Source organism: Pseudomonas sp. MF6776, assembly GCF_016613125.1.
GTDB lineage: Bacteria > Pseudomonadota > Gammaproteobacteria > Pseudomonadales > Pseudomonadaceae > Aquipseudomonas > Aquipseudomonas iridis.
In genome coordinates this window covers 253,666-279,557 of sequence record NZ_JAENSQ010000004.1, presented here as the reverse complement: position 1 = coordinate 279,557, position 25,892 = coordinate 253,666, and the positions used below count along the sequence as shown (strand labels likewise).

The following is a 25,892-nucleotide window of genomic DNA, read 5'->3' as shown; positions in this document are numbered from 1 at the left end:
TATCTGTATTTAAAGTGAGTTCAAAAACGCCAGCAGCGCGGCACGCTGCTCGGCATTGAAAGCTAAAACCTGTTGCTGCGCAGCTTGTGCTTCGCCGCCGTGCCAGAGCACCGCTTCGAGCAAATTACGTGCGCGACCATCATGCAAAAACTGGGTGTGGCCACTGACCGCTTGCGTCAGGCCGATCCCCCACAACGGCGGCGTGCGCCAGTCGCGGCCGGAGGCCTGGAATTCCGTGCGGTTGTCGGCCAGACCGTCGCCCATGTCATGCAGCAGCAGATCGCTGTACGGGCGAATCACTTGACTGGCCAGTTCAGGTTCGGCCGCGTTGGCGGCGGTGGTGTATTTCGGTGTGTGACACGACTGGCAACCGGCCTGGAAAAACAGGTTTTTGCCGGCCAGCACTTGCTCGTCGTTAATGCCTCGGCGCGCGGGCACGGCCAGGTTGCGGCTATAAAACAGCACCAGTCGCAGGATGTTATCGCTGACCTCCGGCTCGCCATTCGGGCCATTGCCGTTCGGTGCCTGTTTGCAGGCGGTTTGCGCGTCGGTGCAGTCATCGAACGGTCTCAGGCTGGTGGTGAGGCCCATATCACCTGAAAACGCGTGAACATTCTGTTGATTGAGGTTGGGTTGCCCGGCTTTCCAGCCAAATCGACCGATGACGGTTTTTTGCAGTTCGTCGTCCCAAACGCGGTTCGGCCGGCCATTGATGCCGTTTTTGTCTTTGGCCTGCGCGGCGGCGTTGGCGAGGATCGCGTCTTCGGGGATCGCTTCGAGCAGGCCGAGGCCGATCATCGGCGGGGCGACACGCGCCGAGAAACGCGTGTCGGGGTGCATGGGGCCGTAGCCGAGCTGAGTGATCTGCAACACCGGTTTGCGCAGTTCGACTTCGGTGCCGTCCTTGAAACGCACCGGAACCGGCGTGTACTCGACCCGCACCTTGCCTTCCGGCACAACGCCCGGCACGGCCATGTCCTGGAACTGCCCGCCGTACACCGGCTCCGGCACCACGCCGAGCTGCTCGATGACTTTGGCGTATTGCGGCGCATCGGGGATCGACAGGCGCACCAGCATCGACACCGAGTTGGCCGCGTTCGGCAGTGGCGGATGACCGCGACCGTCCTTGATGTGGCAGTTCTGGCAGGCGTTGGTGTTGAACAGCGGGCCGAGGCCGTCGCGGGCGGTGGTGGTCGACGGCGCGGTCACCCATGGGCTGCGAAAGAAACTGTTGCCGACGCTGAAATCCACCCGCCGCGACGGCGGCAGGTTGGCCGAGGGCAGGGAGAATGCGTTCTGATCGGTCTTGCGCACGGTCGCCGCACCGCCCGAGCGTGCTTCACCGGGCTCAGCCTTGGTGAAACGCGGGGCGTCATCGCAGGCACTCAGGCCCAGGGCCAGAAACAGTGCGGACAAGCGAAGAGGCAGCGAGGGCATCAGACATCCTGCGAACGGGCGAAAACAAAGGCGCAAAGTCTAACAGGGCGAGGGAGTTTGAATAAGAGGAATTATCGTTTACTTGATGTGGCGCAGCTATTCGCTGGGTACCGAGGTGCAGCCATCGCTGGCAAGCCAGCTCCCACAGGTACAGCGGCGTTCGCAATATCTGTGTACACCAGCAATCCCTGTGGGAGCTGGCTTGCCAGCGATGGGGCCATCAGCATCACCACAGAAAGCAGGTATGAAAAAGGCGACCCGAAGGTCGCCTTTTTTAACTCAAACGCGCTTGATCAGAACTCGTGATCAGCGTTGTCCGGGTTCAGGTCGCTGATGCCCAGTTTGCCGGCAGCGGCTTCGATCGAACCGGTCTGCTTGACCAGGGAGGCGATGGCGTCACGCACGACCTGATTGCCCGCAGTGTTGCCCGCCGCGATCAGTTGGTCGTAGTGCTCACCCTTGTTGGCGTGATCAACCATGACCTGGATCTTGGCTTCGGTAGCGGCCAGATCGGCTTTCAGCGCAGTGTCGGCAGCCGGATCGGCCTTGGCCACCAGCGACGACAGGCTGGCGCCGGTCATCTTGGTGCCGTCAACACGGGTGTACTCGCCCAGGTAAACGTTACGAATGCCTTTGGCATCGTAGAAGTGCGAGTAGTGAGTGTTGTCGCTGAAGCAGTCCTGTTCGTCTTCCGGAGAGTTGGCTTCCAGAGAAACCTTCATGCGCTCGCCCGCCAGTTCGCCCAGGGACAGACTGCCCATGCCGAAGAGCATTTTGCGCAGACCGGTTTCGCCCGACTCTGCTTCCAGCGTGGCGCGGTAGTTGTCAGCCACGTTCGGCTTCCAGTTACCCACCATTTCTTGCAGGTCGTTGACCAGCAATTGGGTCACGGACTTCAGGTAGGCGCGGCGACGATCATTGTGACCGCCAGTGGCACCGGCGCCTTCCAGGTAGTCGGAAGCAGGACGGTTGCCAGCGCCAGGGCCGGTACCGTTGAGGTCCTGGCCCCAAAGCAGGAATTCAATGGCGTGGTAGCCAGTGGCGACGTTGGCCTCGGAACCGCCCAGTTCATTCAGGCTGGCGAGTTTTTCAGGGGTGATGTCTTTGACGTCGACCTTGTCTTCGCCGACCTGGACTTCGGTGTTGGCGATGATGTTGGCAGCGGCACCCGGGTTACCCAGTGCGTGCTCGTAGGATTTGTCGACGTAGTCGATCAGACCCTCGTCCAGTGGCCAGGCGTTAACCTGACCTTCCCAATCGTCGATGATGGTGTTGCCGAAGCGGAACACTTCACTCTGCAGGTATGGAACGCGAGCGGCGACCCAGGCAGCCTTGGCGGCTTTCAGGGTGTCGGCATTCGGTTTGGCAAGGAAGGCGTCGATCGCAGTTTGCAGGGTTTTCGCGGTGGATTCGGCATCGCTGTAAACGGCAAAGACCATGTCGGCGTAGTGCGCGACCACAGCTTTGGCGGCGGCATCGTCAACTTTACCGGCAGCAGGAGCAGGCGCAGCGGCAGGGGCTGGAGCAGCGCTGCTGGAAGCCGGCGTCATTTCGGAGGCTTTTTCTTTGTCTTTGCCTTCGCCGCAACCGGCGAGAGAAATAGCGATGGCCAGCAAACTGGCGGTAGCCAGAGGCATACGAATCATGGCGAACATCCTGCTTCGGTAGTTGAGTGGACTCGCGCTGGAAGCGCAAAACTGCGACATAATGCAAATCTTTCGCATTATGTGTAAAGGGTAGTGCTTGGAAATATTTCTTATTCGCGCTTCAAGATCAAAAGATCGTCCGATCGCGGCCCGAGCCTGTGGCAGCTCCTGCAGGAGAACGCATTTCAAATGTAGGAGCTGTCGAGTGGAACGAGGCTGCGATCTTTTGATCTTCTAGAGGATTGCCGCGTTGCTGCGCTGAGCCTGCTTGAGATAAGCGCTCAGCTCCCGCGCCGGCAGGGGTTTGCTGTAGTGATAGCCCTGACCTTCGTGGCAGCCTTCGGAGATGATGTAGCTCTCCTGCTCGGCGGTCTCCACGCCCTCGGCGATCACCTGCATGCCGAGGCTTTTGCCCAGCTGGATGATCGCGCGAACGATGGTCGCATCGTCGTCGTCGTCCAGCAGATCCTGCACGAAGCTCTTGTCGATCTTGATCTTGTCCAGCGGCAGGCTTTTCAGATAACTCAGCGACGAATAGCCGGTGCCGAAGTCGTCGATGGCGATCAACGCCCCCGAGCGACGCAGGCTCAGCAAGTGCTGGGCAGCGGTGCTGATATCTTCCATCAGGCCGGTTTCGGTGACTTCCAGTTCCAGACTGCGCGGCGGCAGGCGGTACATCTGCATCAGGTTGTTGACCACCCGTGGCAGTTCGGCGTGGTGCAATTGCACGGTGGACAGATTGACCGCCATGCGCAGATCGGCGAAGCCCTGATCGTGCCATTCGCGCAATTGCTTGCAGGCCTGATCGAGTACCCATTCACCGATGGCGATGATCGTGCCGTTCTGTTCGGCCAGCGGGATGAACAGGTCTGGCGGCACCAGGCCGTGTTCCGGGTGCTGCCAGCGAATCAGCGCCTCGACACCGACCACGCGGTGATCGCGATAGCTGATCTGCGGCTGATAGACGAGGTAGAACTGATCACGCAGCAACGCATCGCGCAGGTCTTTTTCCAGTTCACGCCGGCGGCGCATCTCGCTGTCGACACTGGCGATGTAGAACTGATAACGGTTGCGCGAGCGGGTCTTGGCCAGCGTCATGGTCTGTTCGGCCTTCTGCAACAGCTTCTCGGTGCTGTCGCCGTCCTCCGGGAACAGGGTGATGCCGATGGTCGCGCGCAGGCGGATTTCCTGATGATCAAGGGCGAACGCCGCTTCCAGGTCATCGAGAATGCTTTGCGCCAGTTCCGCCGCTTCGTAGGGTTGTTCAATATCGGCTTGCACCAGGGCGAACTGATCGCCGCCCAAACGGGCGAGGGCGCCGAGGCGACCGCTGTGGGCGCGCAGTCGATCGGCCAACGCCAACAGCAATTGGTCACCGGTCTGATAGCTGAACTGCTCGTTGATGCCCTTGAAGTCGTCCAGCCCCACGCATAACACCGCGACCCGGCGTTGCAGTTTGCCGGCGTCGACCAGAATCTTGTCCAGTTGCTGCTGCAATTGCTGACGGTTAGGCAGACCGGTGAGGAAGTCGTACTGGGCCATGCGCAGCAGGCTGTTTTCTGCCTCGTGACGCAGATGCGTATTGCGCTCGATCGATTCGAGCAACTGGTTGGCGGTGTTGATCCAGATACCCAGCTCGTTTTTCTCGTGGCCCTTGAGCTGCGGGATCTTGTGCTCGCTGGGACGGTCCGGATTGATCTCGGTAAGGTGCTCGATGATCCGCGACAGCGGTTTGGTCAGCAGCCAGTGATAAACCAGATACAGCACCAGGCCCATGGCCAATGCACGCAGAACGCCAGAGATGAAGATGATCACGGAGCTGACGATAAAACCTTCGCCATAGGTGGCGGTGTCGAGGGTGATGCTCAGGTCGCCGTAATATTCGCTGTAGGGGCCGCGTCCCACCAGTTGCGTGGTGAACGTGCGCTCCTGACCCAGGATCAGGTCGGTCAACCAGCGGCTGCTGGAATGCTGCAATTCGCGGGACTTTTGCGCGAGCATGGCTTCGTTGGGATGGCCGATGGACGCCTGGCGCACGGCCTCATCCTGGAACAGGCCTTCGATTACCTGCATGCCCATTTCCCGATCAAGGCTGTAAACGGCCTGAGTCGACGGATCGCGGAACATGTCGAGGATCCGTTCGGCGTCACCAGCCACCGCCTGACGGGTCTTGTAGGCGTCGAAAACAATCTGCGCGCAGCTCAAGACAACGCCGACGATCAATGCTGACAGGAGCACGACCCGGAGCAACTTCACCGACAAGCTGTTCTTGAGTTCCAGCTTCAAAGGGTTATTCCTTGTTCCGTGCGGGTAGCGTCAATTTGCCATGAGTATTGGCAATCCCGTGTTGGCAGTCAAAGGGACAATCGGGCACAGGATAATTTGCCTGAAGGCTTGGCCTGCACCCTGCCATCTGGAGTATTAGCCCTATTTGCACTATGTCGGTAGTTTTAGCCCTCAACTTGAGCGATGCGGGGCAAATTTTCTTCTGTTGGATGTTAGTCCTCTGTGACACGGCGGCAAGCGGCCGGTGGCGGCATTGCTCGTGAGAACAACGCTATTCTCCTGCAGGTGCTGCTGAAGGCCGCCCGAACCTGCGGTAGCTCCTATATAAATCGCAGGCATAAAAAAACCCGGCCATGGCCGGGTTTTTTATCTGGCGCGCAGCTTAAGCAGTGAAGGTTTTGCCTTCGAACTGCTCAGCAACAAACTTCCAGTTGACCAGGTTCCAGAACGCTTCGACATACTTCGGACGAACGTTGCGGTAGTCGATGTAGTAAGCGTGTTCCCAGACATCGCAGGTCAGCAGCGGGGTGTCGCCGCTGGTCAGCGGGTTGCCGGCGCCGATGGTGCTGGCCAGAGCCAGGGAACCGTCAGCCTTTTTCACCAGCCAGCCCCAGCCGGAACCGAAGGTGCCGATCGAGGTTTTGCTGAACTCTTCCTTGAACTTGTCGAACGAACCGAAGGCTGCGTTGATGGCTTCAGCCAGTGCGCCGGTTGGTTGACCGCCAGCGTTTGGCGCCAGGCAGTTCCAGTAGAAAGTGTGGTTCCAGACCTGAGCGGCGTTGTTGAAGATGCCGCCCGAGGAAGTCTTGACGATTTCTTCCAGGGTCTTGCCTTCGAACTCGGTGCCTGGCACCAGGTTGTTCAGGTTCACGACGTAGGTGTTGTGGTGCTTGTCGTGGTGAAATTCCAGGGTTTCCTTGGAAATGTGCGGCTGCAAGGCATCGTGTGCGTAAGGCAGCGGCGGCAATTCGAAAGCCATGATGATTCTCCTAATCAGGTCTGTTGCGGTGAGCGCAAGGCCGATCACGGGCGGCCAGAAATGCACCGTCGAGTTTTTACTCTTTGCGGCGCAGGGTTCGGATCATAGCACCGGGGTTGCGGCTTAACCACGCAACAACTGTGTGGGATAGAGGTTCCAGAGCGGTTTGGAATAATCAGGAGGCAAGTATCAACTGTCCCGCCACCGTGAACATCATCACCGCCACCAACAGATCGAGAATCCGCCACGTGCCTGGTCGAGCCAGCCAGGGCGCCAACCACGCAGCCCCTAGCGCCAAAGTGAAAAACCACAGCAGTGACGCACTCGCCGCGCCCACCACGTAAGCGCCAGGCACCGACTGCTGAGCACCGAGCGAGCCGATCAGCAACACCGTATCCAGATAAACATGCGGGTTGAGCAACGTCACCGCCAGCGCACTGAGCATCACCGCCCGCAGCGAACGCACGGTCTGGTTCCCGCCCTGATCCAGGCTTTGCTTCGAAAACGCCCGGCGTAGCGCCTGGCTGCCGTACCAGATCAGGAAGGTCGCGCCGCCCCAGCGGGCGATCGCCAGCAGCGTCGGACTTTGCGCCAGAATCGTCGCCAGACCGAAAACCCCGGCCGCCACCAGCAGCGCATCGCACACCACGCACAGCGCCGCCACCGGGAGGTGGTGTTCACGTCGCAGGCTTTGCGCCAGGACAAAAGCGTTTTGCGTGCCGATCGCCATGATCAGCCCCAACGCCACCAGCAAACCGTTCACATAGCTTTGCCACATAAGATTTACTCCGCGTTGGCTGCGAGATCGCGCAGCACTTGCATGGCGCGTTCGGCGTCGGCCTGGCCGACAAACAAATGATCGTGGTAGTAACCGGCGATCACGTTGCAACTGATGCCTGCCTTGCCCAGTGCGGTGGCGAACGCGGCGGTGAGACCGACGGCTTCCAGCGCCGAATGCACGTTGAGGGTGATCCATGCGGCCACGTAGTCGAAGCTCAAACCGGCATGCTCGGCGTGAGAACGTTCGAGAATCACGGTCAGCCCTTCCTGTTCACGAAAGCTGCCGACAATCTCCAGACCGCTCGGCAACTGGCTGTCGCGCAGGGTGCAGAACACGTATTCGCCGGCATTGAGTTGCGGACTCATGCTGCGCAGCAAGGTCGTGAGTGAAGTTTCGCCAGCCATTGGGGTAGTCCTTGATAAAGAGTGCTTGCTGGCTATTGTCCGGTCGAAAGCTGTATAAGAAAAACCAATAATGCTGATCGCTCATTAGGAAAACTGATGTTCGACTATAAATTGCTTTCCGCTCTGGCCGCCGTGGTCGAGCAGGCTGGATTCGAACGCGCAGCGCAGGTGCTGGGTTTGTCGCAATCGGCGATCTCGCAGCGCATCAAACTGCTGGAAGCGCGGGTCGGCCAACCGGTGCTGGTGCGCGGCACACCGCCGGCGCCCACCGAGATAGGCCGGCGTCTGCTCAACCATGTGCAGCAGGTGCGCTTGCTTGAGCGCGACTTGCAGACCCTCGTGCCTGCATTGGATGAAGAAGGGCTGCCGGAACGCCTGCGTATTGCCCTCAACGCCGACAGCCTCGCCACGTGGTGGGCGTCAGCGGTGGGGGATTTCTGCGCCGAACAACATCTGTTGCTCGACCTGATCGTCGAAGACCAGACCGTCGGCCTCAAACGCATGCGCGCCGGTGAAGTGGCCGCTTGCCTATGCGCCAGCGAACGTCCGGTAGCAGGCGCGCGCAGTGTCTTGCTCGGCGCCATGCGCTATCGCGCACTGGCCAGCCCGGCGTTCATCGAGCGGCATTTCCCCGATGGCGTGCGTGCTGAACAACTGCCGCGTACCCCGGCGCTGGTGTTTGGCCCGGACGATTTCCTTCAACATCGCTATCTGGCATCGCTGGGTGTGGATGGCGGCTTCGAGCACCATTTGTGCCCGTCCTCCGAAGGTTTTATCCGGCTGACGGAGGCCGGTCTGGGCTGGGGCTTGGTGCCGGAACTGCAAGTGCGCGAGCAATTGCAACGCGGCGTATTGCGCGAACTGTTGCCAGATAAACCGATCGATGTGCCGTTGTACTGGCATCATTGGCGCAATGGCGGTCAACTGCTGGGCTTGCTGACCGAGCAATTGGTACGTTCTTCAGCGCAATGGCTGGTGCCCTTGAAGCAGCTGTAAGCGTCAAGCTGCAAGCGACAAGTGAAGCTTGCGCACTGTTTTTATCTTGCAGCTCGAAGCTTGAAGCTCGCAGCTGGTTTTGTTGGAGCTCTACATGAAAATTCTGGTCACCGGCGCAAGCGGCTTCATTGGCGGACGCTTTGCGCGTTTCGCCCTGGAGCAGGGCCTGGATGTGCGGGTCAACGGGCGCCGGGCCGAAAGCGTCGAGCATCTGGTGCGTCGTGGCGCCGAGTTCGTCCCGGGTGATTTGACGGATCCGCAACTGGTGCGCGACCTCTGCGCCGACGTCGAGGCCGTGGTGCATTGTGCTGGCGCCGTCGGATTGTGGGGCCGTTATCAAGACTTCCATCAGGGCAATGTGCAGGTCACCGAGAACGTCGTCGAAGCGTGCTTGAAACAACGGGTGCGCCGTCTCGTGCACTTGTCCTCGCCATCGATTTATTTCGATGGTCGCGATCACCTGGGGCTGACTGAAGAACAGGTGCCCAAACGCTTCAAGCATCCCTATGCCGCGACCAAGTACCTGGCCGAGCAAAAGGTCTTCGGCGCACAGGAATTCGGCCTGGAAACCATCGCCCTGCGCCCGCGCTTCGTGACTGGCGCCGGCGACATGAGCATTTTTCCGCGCCTGCTGAACATGCAGCGCAAGGGCCGTCTGGCGATCATCGGCAACGGCCTGAACAAGGTCGATTTCACCAGCGTGCACAACCTCAACGAAGCGCTGCTCAGCAGTCTGCTGGCGGCCGGCTCCGCGCTGGGCAAGGCCTACAACATCAGCAACGGCGCGCCAGTGCCGTTGTGGGATGTGGTCAATTACGTGATGCGCAAAATGGACGTTCCACAGGTCACCAGATACCGGTCCTACGCTCTGGCCTACAGCGCTGCAGCGCTGAATGAAGGTGCCTGCAAACTCTGGCCGGGGCGTCCCGAGCCGACGCTGTCGCGCTTGGGTATGCAGGTCATGAAGAAAAACTTCACCCTCGACATCAGCCGCGCACGGCATTATCTGGACTACGATCCGAAAGTCAGCCTGTGGACGGCCCTCGACGAGTTCTGCGGTTGGTGGAAAGCCCAGGACATTCGCTGAAACGCGTTGATACCAATCGGCCGGCCGGCAATGAACCGCATCGCCGCTTGAGGGTCAATCCCAGCGGCTGCGCGGTTATACTTCGCAGCATTTAGCCATCACCGCGATTCACAAAGGTTGCCTCAATGTCCATGCGTAATGATGCCCACGACGATTTCGATGATGTACCGAGCCTGCGTGCCGACACCTTCGACGACGATGACATTCCGACCACTTCCCGCACCACCGTGCACTCGCGTACACCGCCGGTGGTCAAGGTCAAGGCCGCCAGCACCGGGCCGCTTTGGGCGTTGGTTGGCGCACTGTTCTTCGCGTTCATCGGCTTGGCATGGTGGAGTTTTCAGCAGATCTCGCTGATGGAACAGCAACTGGTGGCCACCCAGGAGAGTTTCGCGCGGATCAGCGAGGAAGCGGCGGGGCGCTTGCAGGATATTTCCGGCAAGGTCGTCGCCAGCCAGACCAACGTCAGCACCGACAGCGAAGCCTTGAAGCTGCAGATCAAACAGCTGGAAGGCAAGCTGCTCGATCAAAGCAAACAGCAGCAGGGTGTGGCGGGGCAGGCCAGTGATCTGGACAAGCGTCTGGCGCAGATGACTGCCCAGACCACCGAGCAGCAGGCTGCCAATACTCAACTGCAAGCGCAGATAAAAGCCCTGGGCGCAGAGCTGGCAACCATTAAAAGCACGCCGGCCGACACCAGTAAGGTCGACGCTCAGCTAAAGGCTTTCGATGCGCAGTTCAAGAGCCTTGGCGCGGATATCGCGGCGTTGAAGAAGCAGGGTAACCCGAGCGCCGAGATTGATCGTCTGGCGCAGGAAATCGTCGTCCTCAAAAGCATGCAGGACAACCGTCCGGCCACGCCACAGGGTGGCGGCAACACGGCCGAGTTCGATGCGTTTCGTGGCCAGATGACCCGCAACCTCAACACGCTGTCGGCGCAGATCCAGAACCTGCAGCAGCAGATCAATGCGCGGCCGTAACACTTGATCAAATGCCGCGAAGAGCCCTTGCGGTGATGGAGTTGATTCCCCTCACCGCACTGGGCTCTGCAATCCCCTGCATCATTCTGAATATCCATACATAACCCCAACCCGTCTACGCTCTTGGAACACCAACAAGAACGAGGGATGCGTCATGGGGTTTTTGCATAAAGTGGCCTGGCTCGGCGTGATGCTGTTAGTGGGGTTGGGACAAGCCAGCGCCGCAACGACGGAGAAGGAGGACAGCAAGGCCGCTATCGCCCTGCTGGAGAAAGCACTGGCCTATTACCACGACAACGGTGACAAGGCGTTCGCCGCGTTCAGTCGCCAGGGCGAGTTTGTCGACAGGGACCGCTACGTGTTTGTGCTCGACACCCAAGGCGTGATGCTTGCCAGTGGCGGCCCGTCATCGGCGTTGATCGGCCGCAATGTCAGTGAAGTGCTCGGTCCTGATCTGCAAAAAGCCTTCAAGGAAGCGTTGCGGGTACCGGAAGGCAACGGCATTCAGCAGGCCGAATACCGTTGGCAGAACTGGTCCGACGGCAAGGTCGAACGCAAGCACGTGTTTTATCAGCGCATCGGCCAGCGCATCCTCGCGGTCGGTTACTACCTGCCCCGTGCGTCGGCAGAACAAGCCAAGGCGTTGCTCGACAAAGCCGCCACCGATCTTGGCAAAGACGAAAAAGGCACGCTGACGGCGATCAATTCGCTCAAGGGCGGCTATCTGCAGGATGACCTGTATGTGTTCGTGGTCGATCTGAATACCCAGCGCTATGTCGCCCACGGCACCAATCTGCGCCTGATCAATACCGACTTCGGCAAGATCAAGGACCCGGAGGGCAAGCCGGTGGGCGAGCCGATTCTGGCGCTGATTGGCAAGCAGGATGACGGCGAATACGAATACCGCTGGAAGAACCCGGTGACCGGCAAGATCGAAGACAAGCATGCGTACCTGAAGAAGGTCGGGCATTTTCTGGTGGCTGTTGGGTATTACAGTCCCTGACCACCCAGATCCTGTGGGAGCGGGCTTGCCCGCGATAGCGTCAGATCAGACAAAGCCACGTTGACTGACACGACGCCATCGCGGGCAAGCCCGCTCCCACAGGTTTTTGTCATGCGCGTGCTATTTCGCGCCGTGCTCACGCCCGCGCAGCAGGTTGTTCGGCATCGCAATCGCCGCCGCCAGCCCCAGTAGCGACACCGCCGCGCTGACCCACAGCAAATGCCGGAAGGTCACCGCAAGCTCCGCGCGCAGGGCATTCTGTGCATCACCCGGCGCCGCGTTCAAACCGTCCAGCAGCACGTTGCCGGAATGTCCCTCGTTGATCAGCGAACTGCTCGCCAAATGGGCGAAATTCGAATCCTGCAGCAACGCCAGCAACAGCGCCGACATCAACGCCACGCCCACCGCGCCGCCCAGCGAACGGAACAGGTTGGTGGTGCTGGTGGCGACGCCAATGTCGCGTTGCTCCACCGAGTTCTGCGTGCCGACCAATGAGGTCGGGAACTGCATGCCGCCGGCAATACCGCTGAGTACCATGAACAACCCGCTCATCAGCGTCGCCTCGGGCGGGCTGAACGCCATGCCGACAATCGAGATCGGCATCAGGATCGCACCCGTCAGAATTTGCGGTTTGTAGCGCCCGGTGATGGACGTGCGACGGCCGGCAAAAAATGCCCCGATCGGCAGCCCCATGGCCAGCGGCAGCAGGTGCAGCGCGGCGCTGTCGGCGCCGGCACCGGTGACGGTTTGAAAGCGCAGCGGCATCAACACGATCAGCGAAATCGCCTGGAAACTGGTGAAGAAAATCGTGCACCAGCACAGCAACGCATTACGGTTGGCGAACAGATGCATCGGCAACAGCGGCTCCCGAGCGCGACGCTCGTGCCAGACGAAAATCGCCAACACCACGACCGCACAAGCGAACAACCCCAGCACTTCGCTGCTGCGCCACGAATGGCCCTGACCGACCTGCGTGATGCCGAGCAACAACGCTGTCAGGCCAATGATCATCAGTACTGTGCCGAGGTAATCGATGATCGGTTTGCGCTGCGGAATCGGCAGCCCGCGCAGATTGCGATTGGCCACCCACCAGGCCCCGAGGCCCAGCGGCAGGTTGATCAGAAAGACCCAGCGCCACGACAGGTACTCGGTCATGTAGCCGCCCAGCACCGGACCGGCGACGCTTGCGACGGCGTACATACTGCTGAAGTAACCCTGATAGCGGCCGCGTTCGCGCGGCGGCACGATGTCGCCGATGATCGCCTGGCTGACCGAGATCATCCCGCCCGCACCGATCCCCTGAAGAATTCGCGCCAGCACCAGTTGCTCCATGCTTTGCGCCATGCCGCAGAACAGCGAGGCCAACGTAAACAGGCCCATGCCGAACAACATCAGTTTGCGTCGCCCGTACAAATCACCGAGTTTGCCGTAGATCGGCACCGCCACGGTCATCGCCACCATGTACCCGGAAATCACCCAGGCCAGCAGGCTGACATCCTTGAACTGTGCGGAGATGGCCGGCATCGACACGGCAACGATGGTCTGATCCAGCGCACCCAGAAAAATCGCCATCATCAGCGCGACCAGCACGCTGCGAATGGCCGGTTTGGGCGTTTCAGGCTGGTTGAGATTGGACACGGACAGAACCTGCGGGCAGAGATGAACCCGCTGGCGAGCGGGGGACGCTCGCCAGTGTAAGTCGATAGCAGGCTATTCGATAGCCTCGTACGGAAGTCCGACGTAATTTTCTGCAATGGTTTTTCGGCCGGCTTCTGAACTGACGAAGTAGTCCAGTTCCGAGGCGCTGATGCGTTGGCTGAAAGCATCGTGATCGTCGAAGCGATGCAGCATCGAGGTCATCCACCATGAAAAACGCTCGGCCTTCCACACCCGGCGCAGGCAGATCTCGGAATATTTCTCCAGTAGCTCCGTGCGTCCGTCGCGATAGACCTTCAGCAGAATGTTGAACAGTGTGCTGACATCGCTGGCCGCCAGATTCAAACCCTTGGCACCCGTGGGCGGGACGATGTGCGCGGCATCACCCACCAGAAACATCCTCCCGTACTGCATCGGCTCGACGACAAAACTGCGCAGCGGCGCGATGCTTTTTTCAATCGACGGACCGGTGACCAGTTTCTCTGCAAGCTCTGCGGGCAAGCGACGTTTCAGTTCATCCCAGAAGCGCTGATCGGACCAGTCGTCGACGTTTTCGTCTGCGGGCACTTGCAGGTAATACCGGGTGCGAGTCGCCGAGCGCATGCTGCACAGGGCAAAACCCCGCTCGTGGCGGGCGTAGACCAGCTCGTCATGCACGGGCGGGGTGTCGGCAAGAATCCCCAGCCAGCCGAATGGATACACCCGCTCGAACACCTTCAGGCAATCAGCCGGAATCGACTGGCGGGCGACACCGTGGAAACCGTCGCAACCGGCGATGTAATCGCAATCGACACGCCAGGTTTCGCCATCCTTTTCGAAGGTGACAAAAGCTTCGTCGCTTTTCATGCCGTGAGGAACGACATCGCTGGCTGCGTAAATCGTCGTCGCCCCCGCCTCCCGACGAGCGGCCATCAGGTCGCGGGTGACTTCGGTCTGGCCGTAGATCATCACGCTCTGGCCACCGGTCAAAGCATGCAGATCGATGTGCACCTGGCGCCCGTTCAAAGCCAGATCGAACCCTCCGTGCACCAACCCTTCGGCATCCATTCGCTGACCGACGCCCGCCTCACGCAACAGCTCTACCATGCCTTGTTCAAGCACACCGGCGCGGATCCGCCCGAGCACATAGTCAGGTGTCTGACGCTCGATGATGAGGGTATCGATGCCGGCGTTATGCAGCAGCTGGCCGAGGAGCAATCCGGACGGACCGGCGCCGATGATGGCGACTTGGGTTTTTAGCGTTTTCATTGTTTTTATGACTCGCAAGCTTCACGGGACATTCGCCGGTGAATGATTTTTATGGATCGAGTGCTTGCATTTTTCCCTTGCGGGTCTGTCAATTGAAGGTGAAAACTGAGCCGATACCTGTACATTCTGCCAATCGGGGCGATTATCGCCCGCAACACAAGAGGCCTGGATTGAAGTGATGAACAAGCCCGAGCTGCCTTCGATTCCCGTGTTCAAGCTCTACGGTGAAAGCCTGGACTGGCCGACCCCTGACTTGCTGCACTGTGAAACCATTTCCTCACGCAGTCGCGAACATCAATGGGAAATCAAACCCCACCGCCACGCCGATTTGTGTCAGTTGCTCTTCGTATTCAAAGGTCAGGCAGAGCTTGAAATCGAAGGTCAGCGCACCCAGCTCGAAACACCCGCGATTCAAGTCCTGCCGCCGCTGTCGGTGCATGGATTTCGCTTTTCCGAGGACGTTGAAGGGTTCATCGTTACTCTCGCAACGCCGCTGATCCATCACTTGCAGGCGCAACTGGGCGACGCGGTGCACGCGTTGGCGCAGGCGCATGCCTATTCGGCGGGCAACGATGGCGATTATCTGAACAGCCTGTTTTCAGCGTTGCAGGCTGAGTACAACGGTCATCAACCGGCGCGGGAAATGCTCATGCATGCGCTGGTCAGCGTGATCATGGTTTGGGTCAGTCGTCAGGCAATTGTTCGCCACAAGGCCAGCCAGCGGCCACAGCGCCAGCGTGAATACCTCAATGGCTTTATCCAACTGGTGGAAGAGACTTATCGCCAGCATGTGAAGGTTGAGGATCTGGCGCATCGGCTAGGCATTTCGGTGTCGCACCTCAACGGCACATGCCGTGAGCTGGCGGGGCAACCGGCGTTGCAGATCATGCACGAGCGTCAGTTACTGGAAGCCAAGCGCTTGCTGACTTATACCAGCATGACAATTTATGAGATGTCGGAATTGTTGGGGTTTTCCGATCCGACCAACTTCACGCGTTTGTTCAGGCGTCGGGTGGGGATATCGCCAAAGGCGTTTCGCGACCGGTTAAAAACCGAGCAGTAGCCTCATAAACGCTGCAAAAACCTGTGGGAGCTGGCTTGCCAGCGATGGCGGTGCCTCAGTCGACATCAATGTTGAATGTGAGTCCGCAATCGCTGGCAAGCCAGCTCCCACAGGATCGCATTCCAGTCAGCTGAATCAGCGCAGCGCGTTCAGCGTGGCATTGTGCGGAATGCAGCGCTCGAAGTTGCAACTCGCGTATTCACGGGGCAGTTGTCGCTGCTGCTCGACCCGCCAGGCCGCAGTGCCATACAGCGCGAGCGTGGCGGCGCAGGTGATGAAAATCGCGCAGTACCTTCTTGTTTTGATGTTCATGGTGTTCGACCTCTGAACGAATACTCTGCGGTATTACATTCAGCATAGGTCAGTGCCAAGGACTTGCCAGCCAGCGCGATGGCACATGTAACGCGACATTCAGAACAGTGATGGATCCCTGTGGGAAAAGGGTTTAGAGACCCACATCCCATTCAGGATTCTCGGGAAACCTCACCACCAGAAAATCCAGCAGACTGCGCAACGCCGTCGGCATGTGCTTGCGTGACGCGTACACCGCGTAGATGTTCATCTGTCGCGGCTCGGCATGAGGCAGCAGCCGAATCAATTCACCCGCATGAATATGCCCCCCAGCCTGATACGTCGGCAGCATCGCCACCCCGGCGCCGGCCAGGGTCGCACGTAACAGCGTGCTGGCCTCGTTGGCGCTGATGTTGCCCTGCACCGGCACGGACACCTGCTCGCCGTCCTCTTCGAAGTGCCACAGACTCTTGCCGAAATACGAGTGGGTCAGGCAGTTGTGCCGGCTGAGGTCTTCGACGCGCTGTGGCGGCGGATTTTCGCGCAGATACGCCGGGGTCGCGCAGACCACCGAGCGGCACACCGTCAGGCGCCGGGCAATCAGGTTGGGGTCCAGATCATTGCTGGTGCGAATCGCCAGGTCGATCCGCTCATCCACCAGATTCACCGTGCGATCGAGCATCTGCAGGTCAATGCTCACGCCCGGATAGCGCTTGACGTAAGCCGCCATCGCATCGGCCAGTTGCGCCTGGCCGAACGAGGTGCTGACGCTGATCCGCAGCAACCCGCGCGGCGCATCGTCGGGTTCGCTGACGGCGGCTTGCATGTCGCTGGACAGTTCGATCATCTGCCGGCAACGCGGCAGGATTTCACTGCCGGCAGCGGTCAGGCTCAATTTGCGCGTGGTGCGGTGCATCAGGCGTGCACCGACCCAGTCTTCCAGTTCTGCCAGATAACGCGAGACCACCGGGCGTGACAGGTCCAGATGATCGGCGGCGGCCGACTGGCTGCCCAGGTCCACCACCGTGACGAATACACGCATTGCTTGGAGACGATCCATGATTTGCCCGCTTTCAGAAACAAACTATGTTCAAGCATCGCATTTTTTGCACTGACTCAGGCAACTAAGCTCTGTCCCATCGCCAGACACGGCATTTCGGACACTGGAGCAACAGATGATCGGCTTCACCACAATCAAACGTGTTTTACTCGCAACGGCCTCCCTCGGCTTCGCCGCCCATGCGGCCGCTGCCAACCTGACCCTTGATGTCTATAACCCGGGCACCCAGGCAATCTTCCCGGTGACCTCGGTGCTGGTCAGCGGTGAAAAAGACGCCATTCTGGTCGACGCGCAGTTCGGCAAATCCCAGGCTGAACAGGTGGTGGAAAAGATCCGCGCCAGCGGCAAGCACCTGACCACCATTTACATCAGCCACGGTGATCCGGATTACTACTTCGGCCTCGATACCCTGACTAAAGCTTTCCCTGACGCCAAAGTGCTGGCCTCGCAGCCGACCGTGGATCACATCAACAAAACCGTCGAAGGAAAACTCGCGTTCTGGGGCCCGAAAATGGGCGCCGACGTTCCTGCAAAAACCATTGTGCCGGGCGTCCTCAAAGGCGACAGCCTGATGCTCGAAGGGCAGAAGTTGCAGGTGATCGGGCTGGACGGCAAACAACCGGATCGCAGCTTCGTGTGGATTCCGTCGCTCAAGGCCGTGGTCGGTGGCGTGGTCGTCGCCGAGAACATCCACGTCTGGATGGCCGACACCCAGACCGCGCAATCCCACGCCGATTGGCTGGCAACGTTGCAGTCGATCGAAACCCTGAAACCGAAAACCGTGGTGCCGGGACATTACCTGGGTGATGGCAGCCGTTCGCTGGCGAGCGTTAAATTCACCGCCGACTACATTAAAGCGTTCGACGCAGAAACCGCCAAAGCCAAGGACTCCGCTGCACTGATCGCCGCGATGAAAAAGCGCTACCCGACGCTGGGCGAGGAAAGCTCGCTGGAACTGAGCGCGAAAGTCGCCAAGGGTGAGATGCAGTGGTAACCCGATTCTGAACAAGCAGCACTCTCAAGCCAACTGGAGAATGTCATGAGCAAAATCGCAATCATTGGTGCCACCGGTCGTGCCGGTAGCCAACTGCTGGAAGAAGCCCTGCGTCGCGGTCATAGCGTCGCTGCCATTGCCCGCGATACATCGAAGATCGGTTCGCGTGCCGGTGTGGTCAGCAAGAGTGTCGATGTGCTGGATTCAGCAGCGCTGCAAGACGCCGTGGCGGGACACGATGTGGTGATCACAGCCGCGCATTTCGCCACGGTGCCGGCCAGCGCCATTGTCGGGCCGGTGAAGCAGGCGGGTGTGAAACGCTTGTTGGTGGTCGGCGGTGCCGGCTCGCTGTTGCTGCCGGACAACACTCGGGTGATCGACAGTGCAGGTTTCCCGGCGGAGTACAAAACCGAAGCCAGTGCCGGTGCTGCGTTTCTTGAGGCGTTGCGCCAGGAGCAGGATCTGGACTGGGCCTTCCTGTCACCGTCGGCGGAGTTTGTCGAAGGTGAGCGCAGCGGCAAGTTCCGCGTCGGCCAGGATCACCTGATGGTGAGTGAAGAAGGGCGGAGCTGGATCACTTTTGCCGATTACGCGATTGCGCTGATCGACGAGGTGGAAACACCGAAGCATTCGCGTCAGCGGTTTACTGTCGGCTACTAAACCGACGCACAGTCCCGCGCTGTCGGCTTCTGAACCCACCCACACACACATCCCGTGTAGGAGCTGCCGAAGGCTGCGATCTTTTGATCTTGTCTTTTAGAAACAAAAGTCAAAAGACCGCAGCCTGCGGCAGCTCCTACAGGGGATTAGGGTTCCTGGTTTGACGAGGTGTTCAGCGGGTGTGCGCCTGCTCAACCAGCCACAGCATCAGCTCTTCAAGTGGCGGCGAAGTTTCCCCGCCCTGCGGCACCACCAGGTAGTAAGCCAGCCCGGTCTTCACCTTTAGCTCAAACGGCATCACCAGTCTTCCCGCGTGCAGGTCATCACCGATGAGTGACCAATCACCGATTGCCACCCCCGTGCCGTGGGACGCCATCGACATCGCCTGATCCAGCGTTTCGAAATGCTGACCGCTGCTGACATTGTTCAATTGAAGTGCGGCGGCGCTCAGCCACACCGACCAGTCCTGCACATCGTGCGTTGGATGCAGCAGCAGATGTTGTTGCAGGTCGGCGGGTGTCTTCAGCGCCGGCGAGCCTTTGAGCAGCAGTGGCGAACAGACCGGCGTCAGTTGTTCATCGAACAGATGCAACGCCCCCGGCGAGTTGTCTGGCGGTGTTCCATAAATCACCGCCGCGTCGAACTGCTCACGTTGAAAGTCGACGCCATGTTGCAAAGACGCGGTCAGTTTCACCGGCACGTCCGGGCGCTCCTTCTGCCATTGCAGCAACCGTGGCAAAAGCCAGCGCATCACACAACTCGGCGCCTTGAGTTGCAGGGTCTGACGGCGCACGCCGATCTGCTCCACGGCCTCGCCAAGCAGGCCGAACATCTGTTGCACGCGCAACATCCATTCCCGACCTTCGGCTGTCAGCTTCAACCCTCGAGCCAGGCGAATGAACAGCGGATAACCCAAGTGCTCTTCCAGCCCGGCGATCTGTCGGCTGACTGCACCCTGCGTGATGTGCAACTGCTCGGCAGCCCGGGTGAAGTTGCAGCACTGGGCGGTGATCCAGAACGTGTGCAGGGCGGGCAGGGGCGGCAGTCGTTTCATGTGGATCCAAGCTATGACCTGAGGACATGGCTAGTATGACTTTTAATCGATTGTTGCCGCTACCTGCCGACCGTTCAATGAGCCCATTCCCCCGAATCAATGTGGGAGCGAGTCTGCTCGCGAATACGGTTTCACATTCAGCAACCCTGTGACTGAAACACCGCTTTCGCGAGCAGGCTCGCTCCCACATTCAGTTCGGCGTATCGATCAAACAAGAAGGGCAATGACATGGCGACGTGTGGCGAAGTACTGGTCAAGTTACTCGAAGGTTATGGGGTCGAGCAGGTGTTCGGCATTCCCGGGGTGCACACCGTGGAACTGTATCGCGGGCTGGCCCGTTCGAGCATCAACCACGTCACCCCTCGGCATGAACAGGGCGCCGGATTCATGGCTGACGGCTATGCGCGCACCAGCGGCAAACCGGGTGTGTGCTTCATCATTACCGGCCCGGGCATGACCAACATCACCACGGCGATGGGCCAGGCTTACGCCGACTCGATCCCGATGCTGGTGATCTCCAGCGTGCAGTCGCGCAGTCAGTTGGGCGGCGGTCGCGGCAAACTCCACGAACTGCCGAACCAGAGCGCACTGGTCGGCGGTGTTGCCGCGTTCTCCCATACGCTGATGTCGGCGTCGGAACTGCCCGGCATTCTGGCTCGCGCCTTCGCCCTGTTCCAGGCCGGGCGTCCGCGTCCGGTGCACATCGAAATTCCATTGGATGTGCTGGTAGAAGAGGCCGATGAACTGCTTGCCAGCGTCCCGGTCAGCATCGAGCGCGCGGGTGCTGCCCCAACGGCCGTGAGCCGCATGACCGAGCTGCTGGCCGGCGCCAAACGTCCGCTGATTCTTGCCGGCGGTGGCGCCATTGATGCCGCCGCCGAACTCACCGAATTGGCCGAGTTGCTCGACGCTCCGGTGGCGCTGACCATCAACGCCAAAGGCATGCTGGCGTCCCGTCACCCGTTGCTGATCGGCTCGACGCAAAGCCTGGTCGCCACCCGCGCATTGGTCGCCGATGCCGATGTGGTTCTGGCGATCGGCACCGAACTGGCCGAGACCGATTACGACGTCACTTTCGCCGGTGGTTTCGAGATTCCCGGCAAGTTGCTGCGCATCGATATCGACGCCGATCAGACCGTGCGCAACTATCCGCCGCATGTCGCCCTGGTCGCCGACTCGCGCAATGCCGCGCAAGCATTGCTGAGTGCGCTGTCGCACAAACCACTGGCCGAGCGCAGCAGCGATTGGGGTCAGGTTCGTGCTGCGCGTCTGCGCGATGATCTGGCCGCCACCTGGGACGCACCGACGCGGGCCCAGACGTGTTTCCTCGAAACCGTGCTGCACGAATTACCGGACGCAGTATTTGTCGGCGACTCCACGCAACCGGTGTACACCGGCAACCTCACGTTCAACCCGGAGCGCCCGCGTCGCTGGTTCAACTCGTCGACCGGTTACGGCACCCTCGGCTACGCCTTGCCGGCGGCCATCGGTGCATGGCTCGGTGGCCATTGCGATCAAGGTGCGCGCCCGCCAGTGGTGTGCCTGATTGGCGACGGTGGCCTGCAATTCACCCTGCCGGAACTGGCCAGCGCTGTCGAAGCGCGCACCCCGGTGATCGTGCTCCTGTGGAATAACCAAGGCTACGAGGAGATCAAGAAGTACATGGTCAATCGCGCCATCGAACCGGTTGGCGTAGACATCTACACCCCGGACTTCATCGGTGTGGCCAAGGCTCTGGGTTGCGCGGCTGAAGCGATCAGCTCGGTTGAACAACTGCGTGTTGCGCTGCGTGCCGCGACCGATCGCCAAGGCCCGACAGTGATTGAAATCGACCAGAGCCAATGGATGCAGGCGGTGGCCCAATGATGAATTTCCCCACCACACTCGACGGCCTCTACATCAACGGCCACTGGTCCGCCGGTCGCGAACATCTGCGGGTGATCAACCCGGCCACTGAGGCACTGCTGACCACAGTCAATGGCGGTGATGAACTGGCTGTCGATCACGCGGTGAGCGTGGCCGTCGAAGCCTTCAAGGACTGGTCAAAAACCACGGGAGCCGAGCGTGGCGCGATCCTGCGCAACATCGCCAACGGCGTGCGCAACGGTCGCGAGCACTTGATGAAATTGCAATCGAGCAACAACGGCAAACCGCTATTCGAAGCGGCCATCGACGTCGATGACGTGATCGCCACGTTCGAGTACTACGCCGAACTCGCCGAAGGCCTCGATGCGCAACAGGACAGCAACGTGCCGCTGCCCAGCGATGATTTCAGCGCACGTCTGCGCCGCGAGCCATGCGGTGTGGTCGGGTTGATCGTGCCGTGGAATTTCCCGATGGTCACCACCGCGTGGAAGCTCGCGCCAGCCCTGGCTGCCGGTTGCTGCGTGGTGCTCAAACCATCGGAAGTCACGCCGTTGCCGGAGCTGGAACTGGCGGCGATCATTGCCGAGTCCGGGTTGCCGAACGGTGTGTTCAATTTGGTCTGCGGCACCGGTCTGGCGGTGGGGGCGCCGCTGTCGGCAGACCCGCGAATCGCCAAAATATCCTTTACCGGCAGCAATGCGGTTGGCGTGCAGGTGATGCAGAGGGCCGCCGAAACCGTGAAGGGCGTGAGCCTCGAATTGGGCGGTAAATCCTCGCTGCTGGTGTTGGCGGATGCTGACATTGATCTCGCAGTTGAACTGGCCTGTGGCGGCGCGTTCTTCAACGCCGGGCAAATGTGCTCGGCCACCAGTCGCGTGCTGGTCGCCGAAGAGTTGGAGGAACAATTCCTCAATCGCCTGCAAAAACGTGCACAAGCGATTCGCGTGGCCGATCCGTTCGACCCGGAAGTAGAAATGGGCGCACTGGTCAATCAGGCGCAATACCAGCGAGTGCTTGGGCATATTGATCGTGGGCTGAGTGCTGGCGCGAAGTTGCTCTGCGGCGGCAATCGTCCTGAACATTTGCCGCGTGGATATTTCTTGCAGCCGACCGTGTTCACTGACGTGCCGCTGGACAGTGCGCTGTGGTGCGAAGAGATTTTCGGGCCGGTGGTGTGTGTGCGCAGTTTCAGCAGCGAAACCGAGGCGATTGCATTGGCCAACGACAGTCAGTTCGGTCTGGTCGCCAGTGTGGTGACGCGTGATGTCGAGACCGCCGATCGTGTCGCCAACGCCCTGCAGGCGGGTCTCGTGTGGCTCAACGCACCGCAGGTGATTTTCCCGCAAGCTGCGTGGGGCGGTTACAAACAGAGCAGCATCGGTCGTGAATTGGGGCCTTGGGGGTTGGCTGCGTTTCAGGAGATCAAGCATGTGATTCGGGCGGTTTGATCACAGAGATGTGTTGACTGGACTGGCCTCTTCGCGGGCAAGCCCGCTCCCACAGGAATCGCTGTCGTGCATAAAATGTGTGCACACCAATAAACCTGTGGGAGCGGGCTTGCCCGCGAAAAGGTCCGTCGCCGCATCAAATAATCTGGATCAGACCGACAAGCGCAACCGCGCCAGATCCCGCAACGGTGGCGCCCCAAACAATCGGCTGTACTCACGGCTGAATTGCGACGGGCTTTCATACCCCACCCGATACCCCGCCGCGGAAGCCTCCAGCCCCTCGGCCAGCATCAAGCGCCGCGCCTCTTGCAGGCGCAACTGCTTCTGATATTGCAGCGGACTCATCGCTGTCATCGCTTTAAAACGGTGATGCAAGGTCGAGACGCTGAGGTTCACTTCTTTGGCCAGATCATCAATACGCAGCGGCTGTTCGAAGTTGCCGTTGAGCCACTTGATCGCCTGACTGATGCGATGGCTCTGGCTGTTGGCAATCGCGATCTCATACAAACGATGACCCTGCGGACTGCGCAACAGGCGATAGAGAATCTCCCGGCGAATCAGCGGCGCGAGCATGGCGATGTCTTTCGGTGCATCGAGCAAACGCGCCAGACGCAGCACCGCGTCGAGCATCGCGCTGTCGATTTTCTCGACATACAAGCCGCGTCCGGTCGGCCGGGTCGGCACGGCCATGGGGCCGGCGTCGGCGATCAGTGCGGTGATTTCTGCCGGGTCGATATCCAGGCGTACGGCCAGGATCGGCTCTTCAGGCGACACGTTAACCACTCGCCCGCTCAACGGCATCGAAACCGAGACCACCAGGTAATTCAGCGGGTCGTAATTGAAGAACTCATCGGCGAGCCGCACCTCTTTACGCCCTTGCGCCATGATGCACAGCGCCGGTTGCGCGAGCACTGGGGCGAAGTCGTGGGATCGGGTGTGGCGCGACATGAACAGCGAACCGACAGCGGTCTGATAGCTGCCATCGTCGGTGGTGTTGCGGCGGATGATCGCCGCCAGTTCCGCACGCTGCTTTTCCATGTCAGCACTGGGTTCGGCTTGAAAACGATCGAATGACGTCATGCACGGCATCCTCGGCAAGGGAGGGGGAATGGAGCAGAGCATATGTTTGTGCAAGCGCCAGCGGTAGACACATCCTGCCAAATGCTTGCCTGATTCTGCACGTGGGCGCGGCGTTGATTTGTCGTCGAACCCTGTAGGAACTGCCGAAGGCTGCGATCTGTTGATTTTTAAAGGTCAAAGGATCGCAGCCTTCGGCAGCTCCAATACAAAGCCTGTGTGACGGTGTTGCAACTACTTTCGCAGGATTGTGCAACAGGGCGGCAGGAATCGACTAACGGCGTCTGGCACGCGGCCCTTAACCTTGGATCCTGTCGCAGCCTCCCCCCGGCTGCCACGCAACTCCCTGGGAGGGTTGAACATGTCCAAGCAGATTCCCGTCAGTCATATGGCCTTCGTACGAGCGCGCACCGGACGCTCGGCCGAACTCGGTGTACGCCTGAGCGCGTTGATCGATCCTTCTCGTGCCGCCCCCGGTTGCCTGAGCTTTGCCTTGCAGCATTCGCAGTGTGATCCCGAGTTGTGGCTGGTCTCCGGCTTCTGGAGCAATCAGCAGATGATGACCGCTTACTTCAACAGTCCGGCGATGGAAATCTTCGCCGAGCTGGTGCAGGAACTGGTGGTCAACAGTCTGGATTTCCACACCTTCAAGGATGTCTCGGCGGCGCAGGCGCTCGGCCAGTGTTCAGCACCGATACACAAACTCGTCGGTTGAGGGTTTAATGTCCGGCTTAATTGACTGAGCCAGGACTTGCGACATGGCACGTAAAGAGTTCGAACACTTCGAAGCAGTATCCGCAGTTGTCCCCGTCGAGCTGGGTGGCAACAAGGGCTATTACGCGGCAATCGCGGTCAAGGCCTTGGTCGACGGCGGTGCGCCACGCTTTCACAAACTGCTGGAAGATCAGGTGTTTCCCGGCGCCATCGCGGCCGATGAGGCCGCCATCAATGAGCTGGACCGCCTCAAGGGCGTCACCGAAGACGCCGAGTTGATCTGGTAATTCGTTACTTCGCCGCGCCCGGACGCCACATCTTGAACAGGGCTTCAGGCCCCAACTGGAAATAATCCGCCGGCCCGCCGCCGCGCAGAATCGGTTCTGCCGCGGCGGTGTCGTAGACCCCGTCTTTCAACAGCCACTTGGCGATATGCACGGCGACCACTTCGCCGAGGATCAGCCAGCTCGGTACTGTCTCGCCATCAGCGCGCTGCAATTGAATGATCTGCGTGACCTTGCACTCGAAGGACACCGGGCTTTCGGCGACGCGTGGCACTGAAATCACTTTCGACGCCACAGTCGTCAGGCCTGCCAGTTCAAATTCGTTGACCTCTGGCGCGACCATCGCGCAGCTCTGGTTCATCTGTTCGGCCAGCGGACGAGTGGCGAGGTTCCAGACGAATTCGCCGGTCTGCTCGATGTTGTTGAGGCTGTCTTTGCGCCCGACGCTTGAGAAGCCAATGATCGGCGGAATGTAGTTGAACGCGTTGAAGAAGCTGTACGGCGCCAGGTTCAACTGGCCGTTGGCATCCTGCGAGGAAATCCAGCCGATGGGACGTGGGCCGACGATGGCGTTGAACGGATCGTGCGGCAGGCCGTGGCCGTTGGCGGGTTCGTAGAAGTGGATGTCATCGGGCATGGCTTGGAATCCAGAGAGGGCATTTGTCAGAGAGCAATAGTGCAAGTCCGGCGGTTGAAGATCAAATGTGGGAGCGAGCCTGCTCGCGAAGACGGCTCTTCAGTCAACATCAATGTTGAATGGTCTACCGCCTTCGCGAGCAGGCTCGCTCCCACAGGGGATTGGGTGCATTCCAGACATTTTCCATCCCCCAGAAATGACTAAGCCCGGCCGAAGCCGGGCTGTGCGCTGTACAGCGGCG

At 60.0% G+C, this 25,892-nt stretch carries 24 protein-coding genes; 11 read left to right on the top strand and 13 right to left on the bottom strand.

The annotated features are described in order from the left end of the window. Positions 1-9 precede the first annotated feature (9 nt). The 6 genes from JJD74_RS06655 to JJD74_RS06630 form a co-directional block, all read right to left on the bottom strand. A complete protein-coding gene (locus JJD74_RS06655) occupies positions 10-1,437 on the bottom strand; it encodes a di-heme oxidoreductase family protein (protein WP_200612405.1) in 1,428 nt (475 codons plus the stop codon). Between the two features lie 293 nt (positions 1,438-1,730). Then, on the bottom strand, positions 1,731-3,083 hold the full coding sequence (locus tag JJD74_RS06650; RefSeq protein ID WP_047302845.1) for an imelysin family protein: 1,353 nt from the start codon (positions 3,081-3,083) through the stop codon (positions 1,731-1,733). A 234-nt stretch (positions 3,084-3,317) separates the two neighbouring features. Then, the gene (locus JJD74_RS06645) at positions 3,318-5,369 is read right to left on the bottom strand and encodes a putative bifunctional diguanylate cyclase/phosphodiesterase (RefSeq protein ID WP_200612402.1); all 2,052 of its coding nucleotides are present in this window, start codon (positions 5,367-5,369) and stop codon (positions 3,318-3,320) included. Between the two features lie 382 nt (positions 5,370-5,751). Next, positions 5,752-6,348, bottom strand: a complete 597-nt coding sequence (locus JJD74_RS06640) for a superoxide dismutase (RefSeq protein WP_042560704.1) — start codon at positions 6,346-6,348, stop codon at positions 5,752-5,754. 175 nt (positions 6,349-6,523) lie between these two features. After that, a complete protein-coding gene (locus tag JJD74_RS06635) occupies positions 6,524-7,126 on the bottom strand; it encodes a LysE/ArgO family amino acid transporter (protein WP_200612399.1) in 603 nt (200 codons plus the stop codon). Positions 7,127-7,131: 5 nt separating this feature from the next. Then, positions 7,132-7,533: an ACT domain-containing protein gene (locus JJD74_RS06630; RefSeq protein WP_200612397.1), complete on the bottom strand. Its 402-nt coding sequence runs from the start codon at positions 7,531-7,533 to the stop codon at positions 7,132-7,134. A gap of 96 nt (positions 7,534-7,629) precedes the next feature. On the opposite strand from JJD74_RS06630, the gene JJD74_RS06625 reads away from it, so the two are divergent. The 4 genes from JJD74_RS06625 (at position 7,630) to JJD74_RS06610 (ending at position 11,599) form a co-directional block, all read left to right on the top strand. Next, the gene (locus tag JJD74_RS06625) at positions 7,630-8,529 is read left to right on the top strand and encodes a LysR family transcriptional regulator ArgP (protein WP_047302841.1); all 900 of its coding nucleotides are present in this window, start codon (positions 7,630-7,632) and stop codon (positions 8,527-8,529) included. Positions 8,530-8,623: 94 nt separating this feature from the next. Then, the gene (locus tag JJD74_RS06620) at positions 8,624-9,616 is read left to right on the top strand and encodes an NAD-dependent epimerase/dehydratase family protein (protein ID WP_042560700.1); all 993 of its coding nucleotides are present in this window, start codon (positions 8,624-8,626) and stop codon (positions 9,614-9,616) included. Positions 9,617-9,741: 125 nt separating this feature from the next. Beyond that, a complete protein-coding gene (locus tag JJD74_RS06615; RefSeq protein WP_200612394.1) occupies positions 9,742-10,596 on the top strand; it encodes an ATPase in 855 nt (284 codons plus the stop codon). Positions 10,597-10,750: 154 nt separating this feature from the next. Next, positions 10,751-11,599, top strand: a complete 849-nt coding sequence (locus tag JJD74_RS06610) for a cache domain-containing protein (protein WP_047302835.1) — start codon at positions 10,751-10,753, stop codon at positions 11,597-11,599. Between the two features lie 120 nt (positions 11,600-11,719). Here JJD74_RS06610 and JJD74_RS06605 read toward each other — a convergent pair whose 3' ends face one another. Both JJD74_RS06605 and pobA read right to left on the bottom strand, forming a co-directional pair. Next, positions 11,720-13,237 (bottom strand): MDR family MFS transporter, encoded by a 1,518-nt coding sequence (locus tag JJD74_RS06605; protein ID WP_042560697.1) that lies wholly within the window; start codon positions 13,235-13,237, stop codon positions 11,720-11,722. Positions 13,238-13,309: 72 nt separating this feature from the next. Then, positions 13,310-14,503, bottom strand: a complete 1,194-nt coding sequence (pobA, locus tag JJD74_RS06600; RefSeq protein ID WP_200612391.1) for a 4-hydroxybenzoate 3-monooxygenase — start codon at positions 14,501-14,503, stop codon at positions 13,310-13,312. 178 nt (positions 14,504-14,681) lie between these two features. Between pobA and JJD74_RS06595 the strand changes: the two genes are divergently transcribed. After that, on the top strand, positions 14,682-15,566 hold the full coding sequence (locus tag JJD74_RS06595) for a helix-turn-helix domain-containing protein (protein ID WP_200612388.1): 885 nt from the start codon (positions 14,682-14,684) through the stop codon (positions 15,564-15,566). Positions 15,567-15,701: 135 nt separating this feature from the next. Here the strand turns inward: JJD74_RS06595 and JJD74_RS06590 are convergent, their stop codons facing one another. After that, positions 15,702-15,878: a hypothetical protein gene (locus JJD74_RS06590; RefSeq protein ID WP_164488116.1), complete on the bottom strand. Its 177-nt coding sequence runs from the start codon at positions 15,876-15,878 to the stop codon at positions 15,702-15,704. A gap of 133 nt (positions 15,879-16,011) precedes the next feature. Then, complete coding sequence (locus tag JJD74_RS06585; protein ID WP_220182553.1) at positions 16,012-16,917, bottom strand: LysR family transcriptional regulator; 906 nt, start codon at positions 16,915-16,917, stop codon at positions 16,012-16,014. Positions 16,918-17,032: 115 nt separating this feature from the next. Here JJD74_RS06585 and JJD74_RS06580 point away from each other — a divergent pair, with 115 nt between their 5' ends. After that, on the top strand, positions 17,033-17,911 hold the full coding sequence (locus tag JJD74_RS06580; protein ID WP_042560693.1) for an MBL fold metallo-hydrolase: 879 nt from the start codon (positions 17,033-17,035) through the stop codon (positions 17,909-17,911). A gap of 45 nt (positions 17,912-17,956) precedes the next feature. Then, the gene (locus JJD74_RS06575; RefSeq protein WP_200612384.1) at positions 17,957-18,571 is read left to right on the top strand and encodes an NAD(P)-dependent oxidoreductase; all 615 of its coding nucleotides are present in this window, start codon (positions 17,957-17,959) and stop codon (positions 18,569-18,571) included. A 172-nt stretch (positions 18,572-18,743) separates the two neighbouring features. Here the strand turns inward: JJD74_RS06575 and JJD74_RS06570 are convergent, their stop codons facing one another. Further along, positions 18,744-19,625: a LysR substrate-binding domain-containing protein gene (locus tag JJD74_RS06570; RefSeq protein WP_042560691.1), complete on the bottom strand. Its 882-nt coding sequence runs from the start codon at positions 19,623-19,625 to the stop codon at positions 18,744-18,746. Positions 19,626-19,853: 228 nt separating this feature from the next. Between JJD74_RS06570 and JJD74_RS06565 the strand changes: the two genes are divergently transcribed. Then, positions 19,854-21,491, top strand: coding sequence for a 5-guanidino-2-oxopentanoate decarboxylase (locus JJD74_RS06565; RefSeq protein ID WP_200612381.1), 1,638 nt, complete (start codon positions 19,854-19,856; stop codon positions 21,489-21,491). After that, the gene (locus JJD74_RS06560) at positions 21,491-22,939 is read left to right on the top strand and encodes an aldehyde dehydrogenase family protein (protein ID WP_200612379.1); all 1,449 of its coding nucleotides are present in this window, start codon (positions 21,491-21,493) and stop codon (positions 22,937-22,939) included. The genes JJD74_RS06565 and JJD74_RS06560 overlap by 1 nt, the downstream gene beginning before the upstream one ends. Before the next feature lie 150 nt (positions 22,940-23,089). Here the strand turns inward: JJD74_RS06560 and JJD74_RS06555 are convergent, their stop codons facing one another. Beyond that, complete coding sequence (locus JJD74_RS06555; RefSeq protein ID WP_042560688.1) at positions 23,090-24,019, bottom strand: AraC family transcriptional regulator; 930 nt, start codon at positions 24,017-24,019, stop codon at positions 23,090-23,092. Between the two features lie 358 nt (positions 24,020-24,377). Here JJD74_RS06555 and JJD74_RS06550 point away from each other — a divergent pair, with 358 nt between their 5' ends. Continuing rightward, a complete protein-coding gene (locus JJD74_RS06550; RefSeq protein WP_042560687.1) occupies positions 24,378-24,731 on the top strand; it encodes a putative quinol monooxygenase in 354 nt (117 codons plus the stop codon). Between the two features lie 43 nt (positions 24,732-24,774). Next, positions 24,775-25,017 (top strand): hypothetical protein, encoded by a 243-nt coding sequence (locus JJD74_RS06545; protein ID WP_042560686.1) that lies wholly within the window; start codon positions 24,775-24,777, stop codon positions 25,015-25,017. A gap of 4 nt (positions 25,018-25,021) precedes the next feature. Here the strand turns inward: JJD74_RS06545 and JJD74_RS06540 are convergent, their stop codons facing one another. After that, positions 25,022-25,651 (bottom strand): flavin reductase family protein, encoded by a 630-nt coding sequence (locus tag JJD74_RS06540; protein WP_042560685.1) that lies wholly within the window; start codon positions 25,649-25,651, stop codon positions 25,022-25,024. Positions 25,652-25,892 lie beyond the last annotated feature (241 nt).